At 64.6% G+C, this 19,174-nt stretch carries 13 protein-coding genes; 9 read left to right on the forward strand and 4 right to left on the reverse strand.

Translation table 11 applies throughout. The features are described from left to right. Positions 1–82 precede the first annotated feature (82 nt). From XW59_RS13785 to XW59_RS13810, 6 genes are all read left to right on the forward strand, one after another. Positions 83–481, forward strand: a complete 399-nt coding sequence (locus XW59_RS13785) for a hypothetical protein (protein ID WP_348639314.1) — start codon at positions 83–85, stop codon at positions 479–481. Positions 482–513: 32 nt separating this feature from the next. Next, on the forward strand, positions 514–1,194 hold the full coding sequence (locus tag XW59_RS13790) for a zinc metallopeptidase (RefSeq protein WP_170990153.1): 681 nt from the start codon (positions 514–516) through the stop codon (positions 1,192–1,194). 156 nt (positions 1,195–1,350) lie between these two features. Beyond that, the gene (locus XW59_RS13795; RefSeq protein WP_047145900.1) at positions 1,351–3,468 is read left to right on the forward strand and encodes a 5'-nucleotidase C-terminal domain-containing protein; all 2,118 of its coding nucleotides are present in this window, start codon (positions 1,351–1,353) and stop codon (positions 3,466–3,468) included. 135 nt (positions 3,469–3,603) lie between these two features. Next, complete coding sequence (hemH, locus tag XW59_RS13800) at positions 3,604–4,668, forward strand: ferrochelatase (protein ID WP_047145901.1); 1,065 nt, start codon at positions 3,604–3,606, stop codon at positions 4,666–4,668. A 175-nt stretch (positions 4,669–4,843) separates the two neighbouring features. Next, positions 4,844–5,791 carry an SPFH domain-containing protein gene (locus XW59_RS13805; protein ID WP_047145902.1) on the forward strand — a complete coding sequence of 316 codons (948 nt, stop codon included), beginning with the start codon at positions 4,844–4,846 and terminating at the stop codon, positions 5,789–5,791. Between the two features lie 15 nt (positions 5,792–5,806). Beyond that, on the forward strand, positions 5,807–6,268 hold the full coding sequence (locus XW59_RS13810) for an NfeD family protein (RefSeq protein WP_047145903.1): 462 nt from the start codon (positions 5,807–5,809) through the stop codon (positions 6,266–6,268). 29 nt (positions 6,269–6,297) lie between these two features. On the opposite strand, the gene XW59_RS13815 is transcribed toward XW59_RS13810, so the two are convergent. Continuing rightward, positions 6,298–7,296 (reverse strand): KpsF/GutQ family sugar-phosphate isomerase, encoded by a 999-nt coding sequence (locus tag XW59_RS13815; protein ID WP_047145904.1) that lies wholly within the window; start codon positions 7,294–7,296, stop codon positions 6,298–6,300. A 163-nt stretch (positions 7,297–7,459) separates the two neighbouring features. Between XW59_RS13815 and XW59_RS13820 the strand changes: the two genes are divergently transcribed. Further along, positions 7,460–9,121 carry an outer membrane beta-barrel protein gene (locus XW59_RS13820; protein ID WP_047145905.1) on the forward strand — a complete coding sequence of 554 codons (1,662 nt, stop codon included), beginning with the start codon at positions 7,460–7,462 and terminating at the stop codon, positions 9,119–9,121. Positions 9,122–9,134: 13 nt separating this feature from the next. On the opposite strand, the gene galU is transcribed toward XW59_RS13820, so the two are convergent. Continuing rightward, on the reverse strand, positions 9,135–10,013 hold the full coding sequence (gene galU, locus XW59_RS13825; RefSeq protein WP_047145906.1) for a UTP--glucose-1-phosphate uridylyltransferase GalU: 879 nt from the start codon (positions 10,011–10,013) through the stop codon (positions 9,135–9,137). A 189-nt stretch (positions 10,014–10,202) separates the two neighbouring features. Here galU and XW59_RS13830 point away from each other — a divergent pair, with 189 nt between their 5' ends. Together XW59_RS13830 and XW59_RS13835 are read left to right on the forward strand one after the other, a co-directional pair. Further along, positions 10,203–11,426, forward strand: coding sequence for a lytic murein transglycosylase (locus XW59_RS13830; RefSeq protein ID WP_047145907.1), 1,224 nt, complete (start codon positions 10,203–10,205; stop codon positions 11,424–11,426). 44 nt (positions 11,427–11,470) lie between these two features. Continuing rightward, on the forward strand, positions 11,471–12,697 hold the full coding sequence (locus XW59_RS13835; RefSeq protein WP_246666088.1) for a DUF459 domain-containing protein: 1,227 nt from the start codon (positions 11,471–11,473) through the stop codon (positions 12,695–12,697). A 40-nt stretch (positions 12,698–12,737) separates the two neighbouring features. On the opposite strand, the gene XW59_RS13840 is transcribed toward XW59_RS13835, so the two are convergent. Further along, positions 12,738–14,192, reverse strand: coding sequence for a glutamate synthase subunit beta (locus XW59_RS13840; protein ID WP_047145909.1), 1,455 nt, complete (start codon positions 14,190–14,192; stop codon positions 12,738–12,740). A gap of 69 nt (positions 14,193–14,261) precedes the next feature. Continuing rightward, positions 14,262–18,983, reverse strand: a complete 4,722-nt coding sequence (gene gltB, locus XW59_RS13845) for a glutamate synthase large subunit (RefSeq protein ID WP_047145910.1) — start codon at positions 18,981–18,983, stop codon at positions 14,262–14,264. Positions 18,984–19,174 lie beyond the last annotated feature (191 nt).

Consider the following 19,174-nt stretch of genomic DNA (forward strand, 5'->3'; position numbering starts at 1 on the left):
TCTCTGAGCCGGCATCCTTGCTTTCGCCGGAAAAACAGGCGATTGAAGGGACAATCGTACCGAGGAGAGGAAAATCGGCATGATGAATGCGCGCAGATTCTACGCAGCGGCTCCCGTTGCGGCCCTGATGGCACTGGCGGGCTGCCAGGCAACGGACGTTCCGCCCATGAGCGGCGGCGGGCCGGTTGCTGCAGCTCCGCGTCCGAGCCCCGTCGACGGCGAATGGGCCGGCAGCGACGGCGCCTCCTATTCCCGCTTTTCCGGCGGCATCTTCCAGACGCTGGCGAACGATACCGGCAACACCCTCGCCGAGGGCCGCTTCGTGATGCGCGATCAGAACACGGTCCAGATCACCGGCACGTCGATGATCCGGCAGCAGCCGATCAGCTTCAATTGCCTCATGGTGTCGCCGACCCAGCTCAATTGCACCAGCTCGGGCGGCCAGCAATTCTCGCTCATGCGCCGGACCGGCGTTTCCTGACGCGGCATCCGCGATAGCCGGCGGAACGGTGGATGATCGTCGCAATTGCCGTTCTGCTGCTGCTCGCAATCATCGTTCTTCCACAGTTCTGGGTCAGATGGACGATAGACCGTCACGGCGCCGACAGGCCGGATTTTCCCGGCACCGGCGCCGAATTGGCGCGCCATCTCCTCGATCGTTTCGGACTTGATGCGGTTTCGGTCGAGAAGACCGAGCGCGGCGACCACTACGATCCCGAGGCGAGAACCGTCAGGCTCCTGCCCGCTCATGCCGACGGGCGCTCCCTGTCCGCCGTGGCGATCGCCGCCCATGAGGTCGGCCACGCCTTGCAGCACGCCAATGGCGAACGGCTTCTCGCCCTGCGCCAGGGGCTGGTGAAATTCGCGACATACACCGATCGCGCGGCAGCGTGGTTTTTCGTTGCCGCGCCCGTCCTCGGCGTGCTGGCGCGCACTCCGGCCGCCTTCGCCGCCCTTGTAGGCTTCGGCGTTGCCCTCCTTGCCGTGCGCGTGGTCGTGGACATCGTCACCTTGCCGGTCGAATTCGATGCAAGTTTTTCCAAGGCGCTGCCGATCCTCCGGGAGGGCGGATATCTCGCCGACCGGGACATGCCTGCAGCCCGAAGCGTTCTGCGCGCCGCCGCCCTCACCTATGTCGCGGCGGCGCTCATGACCCTTGTGAACCTGGCCCGCTGGATAAGGCTGCTGCGGTAGGGAAAACGCGATCATGCGGTATGACGTGCCGGCGTCGAAAGCGCTTGCGTCGGCCTTTGCGGAATGAAAACATGAAGAAAAAAGCGGCTGTGTAGAAAAACCGTCAGCAAACCAGGTCAGATAGACTTCTGCAGGGATCAATCGGGAGAACGCAACATGAAGAAGCTCACCCTTGTCGCGGCGATGTCAGCATCGGCGCTGGCCATGTCGGTATCGGCGTCCTTTGCCGACTACACGTTGAACATTCTTCATATCAATGACTGGCACAGCCGGATCGAGTCCAACAACAAATTCGAATCGACCTGTTCCTCCGAGGAGGAGGAAAAGGGCGAATGCATCGGCGGCGCGGCGCGCCTGGTCACCGCGATCGCCGACCGGCGCAAGGCGCTCGAAGGCGAGAACGTGCTGCTTCTCAACGGCGGCGACAATTTCCAGGGGTCGCTCTTCTATTCGACCTACAAGGGCGCGGTGGAGGCCGAATTCCTCAACCTGATGAAGTTCGACGCCATGACCGTCGGCAATCACGAATTCGACGACGGCGAGGACGCGCTGGTGCCGTTCCTGGAAAAGATCGAGTTTCCCGTTCTCAGCGCCAATGTGCATCCCGACGCGCAATCCAAGGTCGGCGACAGGATCAGGCCGTCGATCGTTCTCGAGGTCGGCGGGGAGAAGATCGGCATCATCGGCGCCGTTACCACGGACACGCCGGAGGTCGCTTCTCCGGGCCCGCACATCGCGATCGAGGATGACATCAAGAACATCACCGCAGAAGTGGAGAAGCTCACCGCCGAGGGCGTCAACAAGATCATCGCTCTGACCCATGTCGGCTATGTTCGCGACATGGAGATGATCGCCAAGATCCCGGGCGTGGACGTGGTGGTCGGCGGTCATTCCCATTCGCTCCTGTCGAACACCGACGACAAGGCCGAGGGGCCCTACCCGACGATGATCGACAACCCCGAAGGCTACAAGGTGCCGGTCACGCAGGCGGCCTCCTATTCGAAATATCTCGGCGAGTTCAAGGTGACCTTCGACGACGACGGCGTCGTCAAGGAGGCCAAGGGCGATCCGCTCTATCTCGACAATTCGATCGAACCCGACCCGGCGGTGCTTGCGCGCGTCGCCGAACTCGGCGCGCCGATCGAGGAGATGAAGAAGAAGGAAATCTCCGAGACGACCGCCGTGATCGACGGCAGCCGCGAAACCTGCCGCGCCAAGGAATGCGAGATGGGCAACCTCATCTCCGACGCGATCCTCGACCGCGTGAAGGGACAGGGCATCAGCATCGCCTTCCAGAACGGCGGCGGCATCCGCGCCTCGATCGACCAGGGCGTGATCATCATGGGCGAGGTGCTCACCGTCCTGCCGTTCCAGAACACGCTGGCCACGTTCCAGCTTTCGGGCAAGGACATCGTCGCCTCGATCGAGGCCGGACTCAGCGAGATAGAGGAAGGCAAGGGCAAGTTCCCGCAGGTCGCCGGCGTGAAATACACCTTCGACAAGTCGGTGGCTCCGAACCAGGGCCGGGTAAAGTCGGTGGAGGTCGAGGACAACGGCAATTGGGTGCCGATCGATCCGGAAAAGGTCTACGGCGTCGTGACCAACAATTTCGTGCGCGGCGGCGGCGACGGCTACGAAATCTTCGCGAACAACGCCCAGAACGCCTATGATTACGGTCCGGGACTGGAACAGGTCGTCGCCGACTATCTCGCGGCCAACCGCCCCTACACGCCCAAGCTCGACGGGCGCGTCACCGAGGTGAGCGCCGCTGCCGCCGCTGGCGAAGACAGCTCGCAACCGGTCCCGGCCGAGGCGCCGACGGGAGCGGCCCCGCAAGCCCCGGCAGCGGGTGCACCGGCCGCGGGTGCACCGACAGGTGGCGATGCCGCACAGCCTGCGGCCTCCCCAACGGGAACGGAGCCCGCCGAGGGCACGCCGGCCGAGGCGGCGACACAAGCTCCGGCTTCAACCGAACAACCCGCCGCGGGTGAAACAGCCCCGCCGGCTCCCGCTGGCGAAACCGCTCCCGCGCAAACCGAAGCGCCGGCCCAGCCGGCTCCGGCCGACACCCAGACCGCACAGTCCGAGCCAGCGGCAGATGCGGCGGGCGGCGAGCAGAGCCATGTGATCGCCCAGGGCGACACGCTCTGGGATCTGGCCGCGCGCTTCTACGGCGACGGCGCGAAATGGCGGACGATTTCCGAAGCCAATCCGGGACTGCGTCCGCGCCGCCTGCTGGTGGGTGAAACGCTGACCATCCCGCCGGCGAACTAGACCCCGCGCATCCGCGCCGACGATCCGCCCGGACACCACCCGGGCGGATTCGCTTTCAAACGGGTGCGGCAAGCAGGCATATTGAAAACGGTCGCCACGGCATTAGTTTCCGGCCACGCCAAGGAGTGGTGACACATGAATTTTCGGGCAGCACTGGATATGAAAACCGCCAAGGCAATCGGCCCCCTGCCGGACGGTCACCCCAAGGTCAAGCAGGACAGGATCGGCGTTCTCCTCGTCAATCTCGGCACGCCGGACGGCACGGACTACAAGTCCATGTGGCGCTATCTCCGCGAATTCCTTTCAGACCCGCGCGTCATCGAGATGAACAAGGTGCTCTGGTATCCGATCCTCTACGGTGCGGTGCTGACGACGCGACCTTCGAAATCGGGCGCGAACTACGCCAAGATCTGGAACCGCGAGAAGGACGAATCGCCCCTGCGCACGATCACGCGGGCCCAGGCGGAGAAGCTTGCCGCAGCGCTTGCCGACGATCATCGGCTCGTCGTGGAATGGGGAATGCGCTACGGCAATCCGTCGATCGCCGGCGCAGTCGACAGTCTCATGGCGCAAGGCTGCGATCGCATCGTCATGCTCCCGCTCTATCCGCAGTTTTCGGCGACGACGACGGCGACGGCGAACGACCAGCTCTATCGCGCACTGATGAAGATCAGAAACATGCCGACGGTGCGTTCGGTGCCGCCCTACTACGACGAGCCGGTCTATATCGACGCGCTCGCGCGCTCGATCGAGACGCATCTTTCCAAGCTCGACTTCGAGCCCGAAGTGGTCATCGCCTCCTATCACGGCATTCCCAAGGTCTATTTCGAGCGCGGCGACCCCTATCACTGCCATTGCCAGAAGACGACGCGGCTGCTGCGCGAACGCCTCGGCTGGGACGAGAACAAGCTGATCACCTGTTTCCAATCGCGCTTCGGCGCGCAGGAATGGCTTCAGCCTTACGCCGACAAGACGGTCGAAAAGCTCGCCAGGGAAGGCGTGAAGTCGATCGCGGTGCTCAATCCGGGCTTTTCCGCCGACTGCATCGAGACGCTCGAGGAGATCGCCCAGGAGGCGGCCGAGATTTTCAAGCATGCCGGCGGCGAGAATTTCGCGCATATCCCCTGCCTGAACGACAGCGAGGACGGCATGCTCGTCATCGAAACGCTGGTGCGTCGGGAACTCTCCGGCTGGATCTGAGCGGTGCGTGTGCAAGCCGCGTCACCGTTTTCAACCGAGCCAACGGTTGATTACCGGTAGTTGCATGCTTCTCGGCAATTGCGCGCGGCGGCGATCGACCTTAAGTCTTTTGTGGCAGCTTGCGCCGGATCTTCGGCCGCGGGCACCATCCAAACGCGGGTCCTAGGAGCAAGCCATGCCGTTTTCCGGTTTCGACATCCTCATCCTGGTGCTGGTCGTCTTTGTCCTGCTCCTCATCTTCGCGGGCATCAAAACGATACCCCAGGGCTTCAACTACACCGTCGAGCGGTTCGGCAAATACACCCGCACGCTCAGCCCCGGCCTGAACCTCATCATCCCGTTCATCGACCGCATCGGCGCGCGGATGAACATGATGGAACAGGTGCTCGACGTGCCGACCCAGGAAGTCATCACGCGCGACAACGCCATCGTCGCCGTCGACGGCGTCGCCTTCTACCAGGTGCTCAATGCGCCGCAGGCCGCTTACCAGGTTTCCGGACTGCAGAACGCCATCCTCAACCTGACCATGACCAACATTCGCTCCGTCATGGGCTCCATGGACCTCGACGAGCTTCTTTCAAACCGCGACGCGATCAACGACCGGCTGCTCCGGATCGTCGACGAAGCGGCGAGCCCCTGGGGCATCAAGATGACGCGCGTTGAGATCAAGGACATCAATCCGCCGGCGAACCTGGTGGAATCCATGGCCCGCCAGATGATGGCCGAACGCAACAAGCGCGCGCAGATCCTCGAGGCCGAAGGGCTCAAGCAGGCCCAGGTGCTGGAGGCGGAGGGCCGCAGGGAAGCCGCCTTCCGCGACGCTGAGGCGCGCGAGCGCGCCGCCGAAGCCGAAGCGCGCGCCACCCAGGTCGTGTCCGAGGCGATCGCCAAGGGCGACGTGCAGGCAATCAATTACTTCGTGGCGCAGAAATACACGGAAGCCATGGCCAAGATCGGTTCCGCCAACAACAGCAAGGTCGTTCTGATGCCCATAGAGGCGTCCTCGCTGATCGGCTCGCTCGGCGGCATCGGCGCGATCGCGAAGGAAGTGTTCAATGGCGAGCAGCCGGCACCGGCGCAGCGACGCTCCACTTCCCGTCCGCCGGTCACGCGCTCCGAATGATCGCGAGGTGACGTCATGATCGCCAACCTCATCGCGGAACTCGGCCCCTGGAACTGGATGGTTCTGGGCTTCGTGCTTCTCGCGCTGGAAATCCTGGCGCCGGGCGTGTTCCTCTTGTGGATCGGCATCGCCGCGGTCCTCACCGGCACATTGTCGCTGCAGCTCTGGGACGCCGGCTTCTGGACGTGGCAGGTCCAGGTGCTCGTCTTCCTCGCCCTTTCGCTGGTCTCCGTCGTGGTGGGCAAGAGGCTGATCGGCAACAGCCGGAACGAAAACAGCGACGAACCCCTCCTTAACCGCCGCGGCCAGCAATTGATCGGCCGCACGGCGACGCTCGAGGAAGCGATCCGCGACGGACACGGGCGCATCCGCGTCGGCGATACGCTGTGGCGCGTCACCGGTCCCGACCTGCCCACCGGCGCGCGCGTGCGCGTGGTCGAGGCGAAGGGCGGCGATCTGACGGTGGAGCCCCTATGAAGGGTTCATCGAAGGGTACGGCCTGAGGCTCAGGCCGCGCCGATCCGCAGCAGATCGTGCAGATGGACGATACCGACGGGCTTGCCGCCTTCCACCACCATCAAGGTGGTGATCGAGGACGAGTTGATCATCTGCAGCACCGCAGCGGCCAGCGTGTCCGGCTGCACGGCCTTCGGACCCTTCGTCATCACCTCATCGACCGTCATCGAGAGTATGTCGGCATCCATGTGCCGGCGCAGGTCGCCATCGGTGATGATCCCGACCAGCGCGCCGTCCTCATCGGTGATGCCGACGCAACCGAAGCCCTTGCGCGAGATTTCGAGGATCGCCTGACGCATGCCGGTCCCGGTCGTAACCAGCGGCATCCGCTCGCCGGCATGCATGATCTCGCTTACCTTGACGAGGCTGGCGCCCAGCTTCCCGCCCGGATGAAAAACGCGGAAATGATCGCGCGTGAAGCCGCGCGCTTCCAGAAGCGCGATAGCCAGCGCGTCGCCGAGCACGAGCTGCATCAGCGTCGAGGTGGTGGGCGCCAGCCCGTGCGGGCAGGCTTCCTGCGCCTTGGGCAGTCCGAGCACGACCGTCGCCTCGCGGGCGAGCGCCGATTCCACCCCGGACGTGATGGCGATCAGCGGAATGGCAAAACGCCGCGCATAGTTGACGATGCCCTTCAGCTCCGAGGTCTCGCCCGACCATGAGAGCGCTATCACGATGTCGTCGCGGGCGATCATGCCGAGATCGCCGTGAACGGCCTCGGCGGGATGCACGAAGAAGGCCGGCGTGCCGGTCGACGCCAGCGTCGCGGCGATCTTGGTGCCGATATGTCCACTCTTGCCGACGCCGGTGACGATCGCGCGCCCCGAAAGATCGGCGAGCAAGGCGACCGCGTCGGCGAACGGCGCCGCCAGGCCGTCCTCGAGCGCGCCTGTCAGCGCCGCCAGCCCGGCCATTTCGGTGTTGAGCGTTCTCAGACCCGAGGCTATCGCAGCCTTCCTGTCCAGCGGCTTCATCTTGGTCCTTTCGAGCATGCGGAAGCGATTACCCCTTATCGCCCGCCCTGTCCAATATTGAGTAGCCACATTTCGTGCCTGCGAGCAGGATCGCGCCAATTGCTCAACCATCCGTTAACCATCGCGATTTACGGTTCGGTAGGGTTTTGCGCGCTTCGCGCATTTCTTCGATTGGGCGGCGATGTCAACTTTCAGGCTGCAAGGAAAAATCCTGTCGCGCGGGGCAAGCGTGCTCGCCGTGCTGGCATACGCCGGCTCGGCATGGCTTTTGTCGGGTACGCCAGTGGCTGCCCAACAAGTCGGCGGATTGCGCGGCGAGGTCCGCGAGGAGAGCGTCAACGGCGCGCTGCTCGGGGAAGGCCGGGCGGCGGGCGCGGCGCAGGCACAGCCTGATGCGGGGTTCGATCCGCCTCCTTACGTTCCCGACGTCGGCGACGCCGAAACGATGGCCGATTCCGGACTTTCGGAGGACGGCATCGTGCCGCCGATCCCCTCGCCTTCCGCGGCCGCGCGCACGGAGGAGCGTCGCCGCGACCTCCAGCGGCCGGATCGCAGTGCTGCTCGACGCGTCCCGTCCGACGAGGATGTGACGACCGCCACGGTCCCCGAACCCAGGGTGGACAGTCTCGACGAGAACAGAAACCGCCGCGCCCCACCCGAAAACGACCGTGTCTCCGCGATCGAGGCCCTCCCCCGCACGCGTGAGGAGAACCCTTACGCGCCGCTCGGCCTGCGCCTGGGCAGCTTCATCGTCACCACGAGGGCGGACCAGGGTCTCGGCTGGACCTCGAACGCCAATTCCAGCCCGAACGGCGATTCCGCCGTCTTCTCGGAGACCGGCCTGCGGCTCAACGCCGTCTCCGACTGGTCACGCCATGCCGCCACGCTCGACGCCTACGGCACGTTCCGCAAATCGATTTCCGGCGGCGATATCCGCGAGCCGGAAGGCGGCATAAGCGGCAATCTCAGGCTGGACCTCGTCGACGGCTACTCGGCCACCGCCGCCGCCGGCTACCTCGTGCGCCCGGAATCGGCCTCCTCGCCCTTCTTCATCGAGGACACGGTCTCGCGTCCGGACCGCCATACGTTGACCGGCAGCCTCGGATTGGCAAAGGACGCCGGCAAGCTTCGCCTGGCAGCCACCGGCGACGTGGTGCGCGACATCTATGGCGACGCCGAACTTTCCGGGGGCGGGCATCTGCCGCAGGACGACCGCAACTCCACGCTCGCCACGGTGAAGCTTCGCGGCGGCTACAACATCTCCCCCGCCCTCACGCCGTTCCTGGAAGGCGAGGTCGGACGGCGCATCTATGACGAGGAATTCGACCAGGCAGGCTATGAGCGCTCGGCGGACAGGCTGGGCTTGCGCGCCGGCCTCGAATTCGACCGCACGGAAAAGTTCCGGGGCGAGATTTCCGCCGGCTGGCTGAGCGAAAGCCCTGACGACGATCGGCTGGAAACGATCTCCGGGCTTTCAGTGGCCGGCAACGTCTCCTGGTCGCCGGTGCGCGGAACAACCGTCGCGCTTTCCGGCGCCACCTATATCGAGGGCTCCGGCACCCCGGGCGAATCCGGCTCCATCCTCTACTCCGCCAATCTGGCGTTGACGCGCGAGCTGCGGGCCAACCTGACCGGAACCGCGCTGCTCGGCCTCGACTGGCGTGATTACTCCAGCTCGGACATTGAGGAACTCACGATCCGCAGCGAAGCCAGCCTGACATGGTGGCTGAACCGCTACGCCGGAATAACCGGCAGGGCACGCTATGAAACCCTGCGCAGCGACCTGCCCGATCGCGAATACGATGCCGGCAGCGTCTATCTCGGGATGACGCTGCAGCGATAACAGCGTTTCGCCTTCAGCCCGGACGGCTGAGCAGCCTGTCGATGACGCCGATGACAGTCTTTCTCATGTCCGGGCGGTCGAGCGCGAAGGAGAGGTTCGCTTCGACGAAGCCTTCCGGCGAACCGCAATCGTAGGTCTCGCCGCGGAAGTGATAGCCATAGAGGTCCTGCTCCTTGCCGAGCTTGATCATCGCGTCGGTAAGCTGGATCTCGTTGCCCGCACCGCGCTCCTGGTTTTCGAGGATCGCGAATATTTCCGGCTGCAGGATATAGCGGCCGTTTATGTAGAAGTTGGAAGGTGCCGTGCCCTTGGCCGGCTTTTCCACCATCTGCGTGATCTCGAAACCGGTGTGGGTGTCCGCGCCCTTGCCGACGATGCCGTATTTGTGCGCCTCCTCGGGCGCGCACTCCTGCACCGCGATGATGTTGTTGCCGGTGTGCTCGTAGAGCTCGACCATGCCCGCCAGGCAGCTTTTCCAGGAACGCATGATCATGTCCGGCAGAAGCAGCGCGAAGGGTTCGTCGCCGACCAGGTCGCGCGCGCACCAAACCGCATGGCCCAGCCCGAGCGGCACCTGCTGGCGCGTGAAGCTCGTCTGCCCCGGCGCCGGCTGCATGCCGACCAGCCGGTCGAGCTGCTCCTTCTTGCCGCGCTGCGAGAGCGTGTCGTAGAGCTCGAACTGAACGTCGAAATGATCCTCGATCACCGCCTTGTTGCGGCCGGTGACGAAGATGAAATGCTCTATGCCGGCCTCCCGCGCCTCGTCGACGACATACTGGATGACCGGCCTGTCCACCACGGTCAGCATCTCCTTGGGGATCGCCTTGGTGGCGGGCAGGAAGCGTGTGCCGAGACCGGCAACGGGAAATACGGCTTTGCGAACTTTTCTCATTTTCAGGTCACGATCCGAAAAATCAGGAAGCGGAAATCCACCGGATATAGGCCGGGCGGCGTTGAGGAAGTTTAAATCACCCGGTGGCCGGTTCCCCTTCTATGTTTTTTTGCCATGGCGAAGTCTATGGTAAACTTTTTCCTAACCGCAATCATGGATGCTGGTTCCCGGTAAGGAAAGGAGGCAACGATGTTTGTTGGCGATACCGCGAGGCGCATCTTCGGGTTCCTGAGGGTTGCGGGACTGTCACTGGCCATGGCGCTGCCCGCGACGTCGGCACTGGCCGATGCCGGTTTCCAGCGCTGGGTTTCGGAATTCAGGGGCGTTGCCGCGCAGAGTGGCATTTCCCGCGCCACCTTCGACCGGGCATTCAGGAACGTGACCGCGCCGGATCCGGAAGTGCTTGAAAAAGCACGTTATCAGCCGGAGTTCACGGCGCCTGTCTGGGACTATTTCGACAACCGGGTCAACGAACATTCGATTGCGGTCGGGCGCCAGATGGCGCGCCAGTGGAAGCCGTGGCTCGACAGGATCGAGCGCGCCTATGGCGTCGACCGGCATATCCTGCTCGCCATCTGGTCGATGGAATCGAACTACGGCGAGGTCCTGAAGAATCAGGACATCATGCGCAATGTCGTGCGCTCGCTCGCCACGCTCGCCTATGCTGATTCGCGCCGGGCCAAGTTCGGCCGCCAGCAACTGCTCGCCGCGTTGAAGATCCTGCAGAGCGGCGACATCGACGAATCCCACCTCACCGGCTCCTGGGCCGGCGCCATGGGCCACACCCAGTTCATTCCGACGAGCTATCTCGCCTACGCCGTCGATGCCGACGGCAACGGCAGGCGCGACATCTGGAACTCGGTGCCCGACGCCCTGGCGACGGCCGCCAATCTCCTGCGCAAGAATGGCTGGCAGTCAGGCCGCACCTGGGGCTACGAAGTGTCGCTGCCGGCGGGACGCAAATTCCCCGGCGGCTCGATGTCGCTCGGCAAATGGCAATCGATCGGCGTGGTCCGCGCGCGCAACAAGCCCTTCCCGTCGAACGACAATGCCGAATTGAAGGTTCTCGACGGGCGCGAGGGACCGGCATTCCTGATGACGAAGAATTTCTTCGTGCTCAAGCGCTACAACAATTCGGACCGCTACGCGCTCGCCGTCGGCCTGCTTGCCGACGAAATCGCCGGCCATGGCGGCCTGGTGCGGGACTGGAACCGGCCGTTCACGCGACTTTCCTTCCAGGAGACCCAGGAACTGCAGCAGCGGCTTACTGCTCATGGCTATTATGACGGGAAAATTGATGGCAAGATCGGACAAGGGTCGCGGGCTGCCATCAAGGCGTTCCAGGCCCGGGCGGGCATCGCGCAGGATGGGCATCCGAGCAGGGAGGTATTGAACGTCCTGCGCGGCCGCTGAGATTCGCGGGTCTCGCCGATTGTGTTTGAGTTCGGGAGGCAATGGTGTTCGGCGCTCGAAAGCTGGCTGGGATTGCGGTCATTCTGATCGCCGTGGGGTTTGTTCTCCCGACGGCGTCCCCTCTCGTCACGACGGCGCATGCGCAGGAAGTTCGTCGTTCCGGCGGCGGCGGCCTGCTGCGCTTTCTCTTCAGACGCGCCGAGCCGCAGCCGCCACCGGTGCAGCGCCAGCCCCAACGGGTGGCGCCACGCCGCGCTCAGCCCCAGGCCAAGCGCCAGCGGCCCGCCGCTCCGCCACCGGTCATCGCGAAGCCGGCGATAGAGAAGAACGAGGACGCCAAGCGCGTTCTCGTCGTGGGCGATTTTCTTGCCGGGGGAATGGCCGAGGGTCTGGAAGCAGCCTTTGCGGAAAACGCCGACATCCTGGTCGTCAACCGTTCCAGCGGCTCGTCCGGCTTCGTCCGCGACGACTACTACAACTGGCCGGGCGAGATCGCGGGCATGCTGGACAAGGAGAAGCCCGCCGCCGTCGTCGTGATGATCGGCTCCAACGACCGCCAGCAGCTCGTCGTCGCCGGCAACCGCGAGCAGCCGCGCACGGACCCCTGGCTCAAGGAATACGAGGCTCGCGCGACCGCTTTCGCCAAGATCATCGACGGGAAGGACGTACCGCTTCTCTGGGTCAGCGCGATTCCCTTCAAATCCGGTTCGATGACCTCTGACATGCTGGCCTTCAACGACATCTACCGCCGTGTGGCGGAGAGCGTCGACGGCGAATTCGTCGATGTCTGGGACGGCTTTGCCGACGAGAACGGTGCCTTTGTCGCCAACGGGCCGGACATGAACGGTCAGCCGGCGCAGCTTCGCTCCGGCGACGGAATCAACATCACCCGCGCGGGCCGGCGCAAGATCGCCTTCTTCGCGGAAAAGCCGCTCAATCGCATTCTCGGCGGAAACGCCGTTCCGGGCGCGCCCAGCCTGGAAGCCGCGCCTCTCGGCGCGGTGCCCGGCGAGGCGCCGAAGGAAATCGAGCGCACGCAGCCCATTTCCCTCGGCGATCCGGAACTGGATGGGGCGAGCGAGTTGCTCGGCTCCCTCGTCGCGCCACGGAATGGCGAACCGCGCAATGCGGGCGAGCGCTTCCTGCGCAAGGGGCTCTCGCTCGAGGCCAAGCCCGGGAGAGCCGACGATTTCCTGCCGCACCGGGCAAAGCCGGATGCCGACACGGCGGCCAGAACCGATCCCGACAACACCGGCGCCCTGCGGCGCTGAAAGATCGAAGGGCGCCCGACGGCGCCCTTTTTGCTTTCGTTCAGCGCGGGAGCACGGTCGTTCCCATCAGGAACTTGTCGATCGCATGCGCTGCCTGCCTGCCCTCGCGGATGGCCCACACGACGAGCGACTGGCCGCGACGCACGTCGCCGGCGGTGAAAAGCCGATCGATGTTCGTGCTGTAGTCGCGATCGTTGGCGACCACATTGGTCGAGCGGCGGCTGTCGACCCTGACGTTCAGTCCATCGCCGAGCTCGGCGAGCACGCCGGACGAGATCGGGCCGGCGAACCCGATCGCGATGAAGGCGAGATCGGCGCGGATGACGAATTCGGTCCCTTCGATCGGCTTGCGCTTCTCGTCGACCTCACAGCAGCGGACGCCGGTGAGCACGCCATCCTCGCCAACGAATTCCAGCGTGGCGACCTGAAACTCGCGCTCCGCGCCCTCCGCCTGGCTGGACGAGGTGCGCATCTTGGTCGCCCAGTAGGGCCAGACCGTCAGCTTGTCTTCCTTCTCCGGCGGCTGGGGGCGGATGTCGAGCTGCGTGACACGAACCGCGCCCTGGCGGAAGGCCGTTCCTACGCAGTCCGACGCCGTATCGCCGCCGCCGACTACCACGACGTGCTTGCCGCCGGCGAGGATCGGCTCCGAAGGCCAGGCAACCGACTGGATGTCCTCGCCGCCGACGCGGCGGTTCTGCTGGACGAGATAGGGCATCGCATCATGCACGCCAGTGAAATCCGTGCCCGGGATGCCGGCCGGGCGCGGGGTCTCCGAGCCGCCGCAATAGAGCACCGCATCATGCTCGGCGAGCAGCTCCGACACCTTCTTGTCGACACCGATATTGATGCCGCAGTGGAAGGTCACGCCCTCGCCCTGCATCTGCTCGACGCGCGCATCGATGTAGTGCTTCTCGATCTTGAAGTCGGGAATGCCGTAGCGCATCAGCCCGCCCGGCTTGGATTCGCGCTCGTAGACATGCACGTCGTGACCGACGCGGCCGAGCTGCTGGGCGGCCGCCATTCCGGCCGGTCCCGAGCCGATGACCGCGACTTTCTTGCCGGTCCTGGCATCGGCCGGCATCGGCTTGATGTGGCCGGTCTCGTATGCCTTGTCGGCTATCGCCTGCTCGATCGTCTTGATGGCGACCGGGATGTCCTCGAGATTGAGGGTGCAGGCTTCCTCGCACGGCGCGGGGCAGATGCGGCCCGTCCATTCGGGGAAATTGTTGGTCGAATGCAGGTTGCGGATCGCATTGTCCCAATCGCCATTGTAGACGAGGTCGTTCCAGTCCGGGATCTGGTTGTGGACCGGGCAGCCCGTCGGGCCATGGCAGTAGGGAATGCCGCAATCCATGCAGCGAGCGGCCTGCTTCTCGACCTCCTGGTCCGACATCGGCAGCGTGAATTCCTTGAAATGCCGAATGCGGTCGGAAGCCGGCTGGTACTTGTGCACCTGCCGGTCGATCTCGAGAAAACCTGTAACCTTGCCCATCAGTGTACCTCCAAGCGACAGGCGCGCCCGCTCTTGCCGGCGGCGCAGCCGTGTCGTTCGCAATTGACGTTATTCGGCGGCGACGCCCATCCTCATGCGCTCCATCTCGATGAGCGCGCGGCGATATTCGACCGGCATGACTTTCCGGAATTTCGGCCGGTAGTCCGCCCAGTTGTCGAGTATCTCCTTGGCGCGCGTCGAGCCGGTGTAATGCATGTGGTTCGAGATGAGCTGCACGAGGCGTTCCTCGTCGTGACGAGTCATGTCTTCCGACACGTCGACACGGCCCTTGTGCGCGATGTCGCCGCCATGGTGGTGCAGTTTCTCGAGCATGTCGTCCTCTTCCGGAACCGGCTCGAGCTCGACCATCGCCATGTTGCAGCGCTCGGCGAAGTCGCCCTGCTCGTCCAGCACGTAGGCGACGCCGCCCGACATGCCGGCCGCGAAGTTGCGCCCGGTCTGGCCGATGACCACGACGACGCCGCCGGTCATGTACTCGCACCCATGATCGCCGACGCCCTCGACCACCGCCGCCGCGCCGGAGTTGCGCACGGCGAAGCGTTCGCCGGCGACGCCGCGGAAGTAGCATTCGCCCTCGATCGCGCCATAGAGCACGGTATTGCCGACGATGATCGACTCTTCCGGCACCACCCTGGAATTTTCAGGCGGACGGATGACGATGCGGCCGCCCGAGAGGCCCTTGCCGACATAGTCGTTGCCGTCGCCGACGAGCTCGAAGGAGACGCCGCGCGCCAGGAAGGCGCCGAAGGACTGCCCGGCCGTGCCGGTGAGCCGCACGGCGATCGTGTCTTCCTTCAGCCCCTTGTGGCCGTAGCGCTTCGCGACCTCGCCCGACAGCATGGCGCCCGCGGAGCGGTCGACGTTGCGGATCGGCAGCTCGATCTTCACCGGCTGCTTCGCCTCGAGCGCCGGCTTGGCCTGCTCTATCAGCTTTCGGTCGAGCACGTCGTCGATCGGGTGCTGCTGGCGCGACGTCCAGTAGGTCTCTTCCTTCGGCGCGTCGGGCTTGAAGAAGACGCGGCCGAAATCCAGCCCCTTCGCCTTCCAGTGCTCGATCATCGCCTGCTTTTCGAGAAGCTCGGTCTCGCCGATTATCTCGTCGAGCTTGCGGTAGCCCATGCCGGCCAGCAGCTCGCGCACCTCGTCCGCGACGTAGAAGAAGTAGTTGATGACGTGCTCGGGCGTGCCCTTGAAGCGCTTGCGCAGGACCGGATCCTGCGTCGCCACGCCCACCGGGCAGGTGTTGAGGTGGCACTTGCGCATCATGATGCAGCCCGCCGCGATGAGCGGCGCGGTCGAGAAGCCGAATTCGTCGGCTCCGAGCAGCGCGCCGACGATCACGTCGCGACCGGTGCGCAGGCCGCCGTCGACCTGCAGCGCGACGCGCGAGCGCAGGCCGTTCAGCACCAGGGTCTGATGCGTCTCCGCAAGACCCATCTCCCACGGGCTTCCGGCATGCTTGAGCGAGGTGAGCGGCGATGCGCCCGTCCCGCCGTCATAGCCGGAAATGGTGATGTGATCGGCGCGCGCCTTGGCGACACCGGCCGCGACCGTGCCGACGCCGACCTCGGAGACGAGCTTGACCGACACGTCGGCCGCCGGGTTCACGTTCTTCAGGTCGAAAATGAGCTGGGCCAGGTCCTCGATCGAATAGATGTCGTGATGCGGCGGCGGCGAGATCAGGCCGACGCCGGGCGTCGAATGCCTGGTCTTCGCGATCGTCGCGTCGACCTTGTGGCCGGGCAACTGCCCGCCCTCGCCCGGCTTCGCGCCCTGCGCCACCTTGATCTGCATCATGTCGGAATTGACGAGATACTCGGTGGTCACGCCGAACCGGCCGGAAGCGATCTGCTTGATGGCCGAACGCTCGGGATTTGCCTTGCCGCCGGGCAGCGGCAGGTAGCGGTCCGGCTCCTCGCCGCCCTCGCCCGTGTTCGACTTGCCGCCGATGGCGTTCATCGCGCGGGCCAGCGTGGTGTGCGCCTCGCGGCTGATCGAGCCGAACGACATCGCACCGGTCGAGAACCGCTTCACGATCTCGGAGGCGGGCTCCACTTCCTCGATCGGCACCGGCTTGCGGCCGACGTCCTCGGCGGACTTGACGCGGAACAGCCCACGGATGCTCTTGGCGCGGGCGGCCGCGCTGTCGACCTGCTCGGAAAACTCCTTGAAGGTTTCCCAGGAGCCCTTGCGGACGGCGTGCTGAAGCGTCGCGACGGCGTCCGGAGACCACATATGCGCTTCACCGCGCATGCGGAACATATACTCACCGCCGACTTCCAGCGCGTTGCGCAGCACCGGGTCGCTGCTGAACGCATCCTGGTGGCGGCTGACCGTTTCGGCCGAAACCTCCTCCAGCCCGATGCCCTCGATGGTCGTGGCGGTGCCGGTGAAGTACTTTTCGACGAAGGTCGAGCTCAGGCCCACCGCGTCGAAGATCTGCGCGCCGCAATAGGACTGGTAGGTCGAAATGCCCATCTTGGACATGACCTTGAGGATACCCTTGCCGATCGACTTGATGTAGCGCGAGACGACTTCGTAGGCGTCCACCTCCTGCGGGAACTCGCCGCGCTTGTGCATGTCGAGCAGCGTATCGAAGGCGAGATAGGGATTGATCGCCTCGGCGCCGTAGCCAGCCAGGCAGCAGAAATGATGCACCTCGCGCGGCTCGCCCGATTCCACCACCAGGCCGACCGAAGTCCGCAGGCCCTTGCGGATGAGGTGATGGTGGACCGCGGCCGTCGCCAGCAGCGCCGGAATCGCGATGCGGTCCGGCCCCACCTGCCGGTCGGACAGGATGATGATGTTGTAGCCGCCGGCGACCGCCGCCTCGGCACGCTCGCAAAGGCGGTCGACCGCGCCGGGCATGCCCGCCACGCCCTCACCCGCCGAATAGGTGATGTCGATCGTCTTCGTGTCGAAACGGTCCTCGGTGTGACCGATCGACCTGATCTTCTCCAGATCGCCATTGGTAAGGATCGGCTGGCGCACCTCCAGCCGCTTGCGGCGGGAGGAACCGATCAGGTCGAAGATGTTCGGCCGCGGCCCGATGAAGGAGACGAGGCTCATGACGAGCTCCTCGCGGATCGGATCGATCGGCGGGTTCGTCACCTGCGCGAAGTTCTGCTTGAAATAGGTGTAGAGCAGCTTCGACTTGTCGGACATCGCCGAGATCGGCGTGTCGGTGCCCATCGAGCCGATCGCTTCCTGACCCGTCGTCGCCATCGGCGACATCAGGATCTTGGTGTCTTCCTGCGTGTAGCCGAAAGCCTGCTGGCGGTCGAGCAGCGAGACGTCCTTGCGAAGCGCCCGCGGTTCCACCGGCTTCAGCTCCTCCAGGATGAGCTGGGTGTTGCCGAGCCACTGGCGGTAGGGATGCTTGGTCGAGATTTCCGACTTGATCTCGTCGTCGGAGATGATGCGTCCCTTCTCCAGATCGATCAGCAGCATGCGGCCGGGCTGCAGCCGCCACTTCTTCAGGATATTCTCTTCCGGCACGGGCAACACGCCGGCTTCCGACGCCATGATGACGCGGTCGTCATCGGTGACCACGTAGCGGGCGGGACGCAGGCCGTTGCGATCGAGCGTCGCACCGATCTGACGGCCGTCGGTGAAGGCGACGGCGGCAGGGCCGTCCCACGGTTCCATCAGCGCGGCGTGATACTCGTAGAACGCCTTGCGGTCGCCATCCATCAGCTTGTTGCCGGCCCACGCCTCGGGGATGAGCATCATCATCGCATGGGCGAGCGAGTAGCCGCCCATGGTCAGGAATTCGAGCGCGTTGTCGAAACAGGCAGTATCCGACTGCCCCTCATAGGAGATCGGCCAGAGCTTGGAGATGTCGTTGCCGAACAGCTCCGAATCGACCGAAGCCTGACGCGCCGCCATCCAGTTGACGTTGCCGCGCAGCGTGTTGATCTCGCCGTTGTGGGCGACCATGCGGTAGGGATGCGCCAGCTTCCAGGACGGAAAGGTGTTGGTCGAGAAGCGCTGGTGAACGAGAACCAGCGCGCTCTCGAAACGCGGATCAGACAGATCCTTGTAGTAGGCGCCCACCTGGTAGGCAAGAAACATGCCCTTGTAGACGATGGTGCGCGATGACAACGACACAGTATAGGCACCGTTGTCCCGGCCCTCGGTCTCCGCATAGATGCGCGCCGAGACGACCTTGCGCAGGATGTAGAGCCGCCGCTCATACTCGTCGTCGCTTTCGATCGCGGGATTGCGGCCGATGAAGACCTGCCGGTGCACCGGCTCGGAAGCTGCGATGTCCGGCGCCTTGGAAAGCGAGGAATTGTCGACCGGCACGTCGCGGAAACCGAGGATCGGCTGGCCCTCGAGCTGCGCGACCTCGGCGATGATGCTTTCGATATGTGCCTGCAGTTCCGCATCGCGCGGCATGAAGAGGTGCCCGACGGCGTACTGTCCCGGCGCGGGCAGTTCCACGCCCTGCTTGGCCATCTCCTCGCGGAAGAAACGGTCCGGAATCTGCACGAGCACGCCGGCGCCGTCGCCCATCAGCGGATCCGCGCCCACCGCGCCGCGATGCGTCAGGTTCTCCAGCATGAACAGGCCGTCCTTGACGATCTGATGCGACTTCTCGCCCTTCATGTTGGCGATGAAGCCGACGCCGCAGGCGTCATGCTCGTTGCGGGGATCGTAAAGTCCTCGCGCCGCAGGCAGAGTTCGGGGCGTGCGTTTGACGGCGTCGGCTTTCGTCTGAGCGGCCGACATAAGTTCGGTCGTTACAGATGGCGTCAGTTCCGTCATCGCCTCATCCTCCGTTCGAGCCCACAAAATCGGGCGGTTGATTTCATTCCGGCAGGCACACGTCAGGAGCGCACTTCCGGCATTTTGGCGGCATATCTTTCGAAAGGCCGTGAAGCGGACGCATTGCGTTTCACCGTCATGCGTCCAGTTGGAGATGCGGAAACGGCTTACGCCCGTCACCGGTCTCCCAT

The sequence above is a fragment of the Aquamicrobium sp. LC103 genome, from assembly GCF_001014615.2.
GTDB lineage: Bacteria > Pseudomonadota > Alphaproteobacteria > Rhizobiales > Rhizobiaceae > LBCQ02.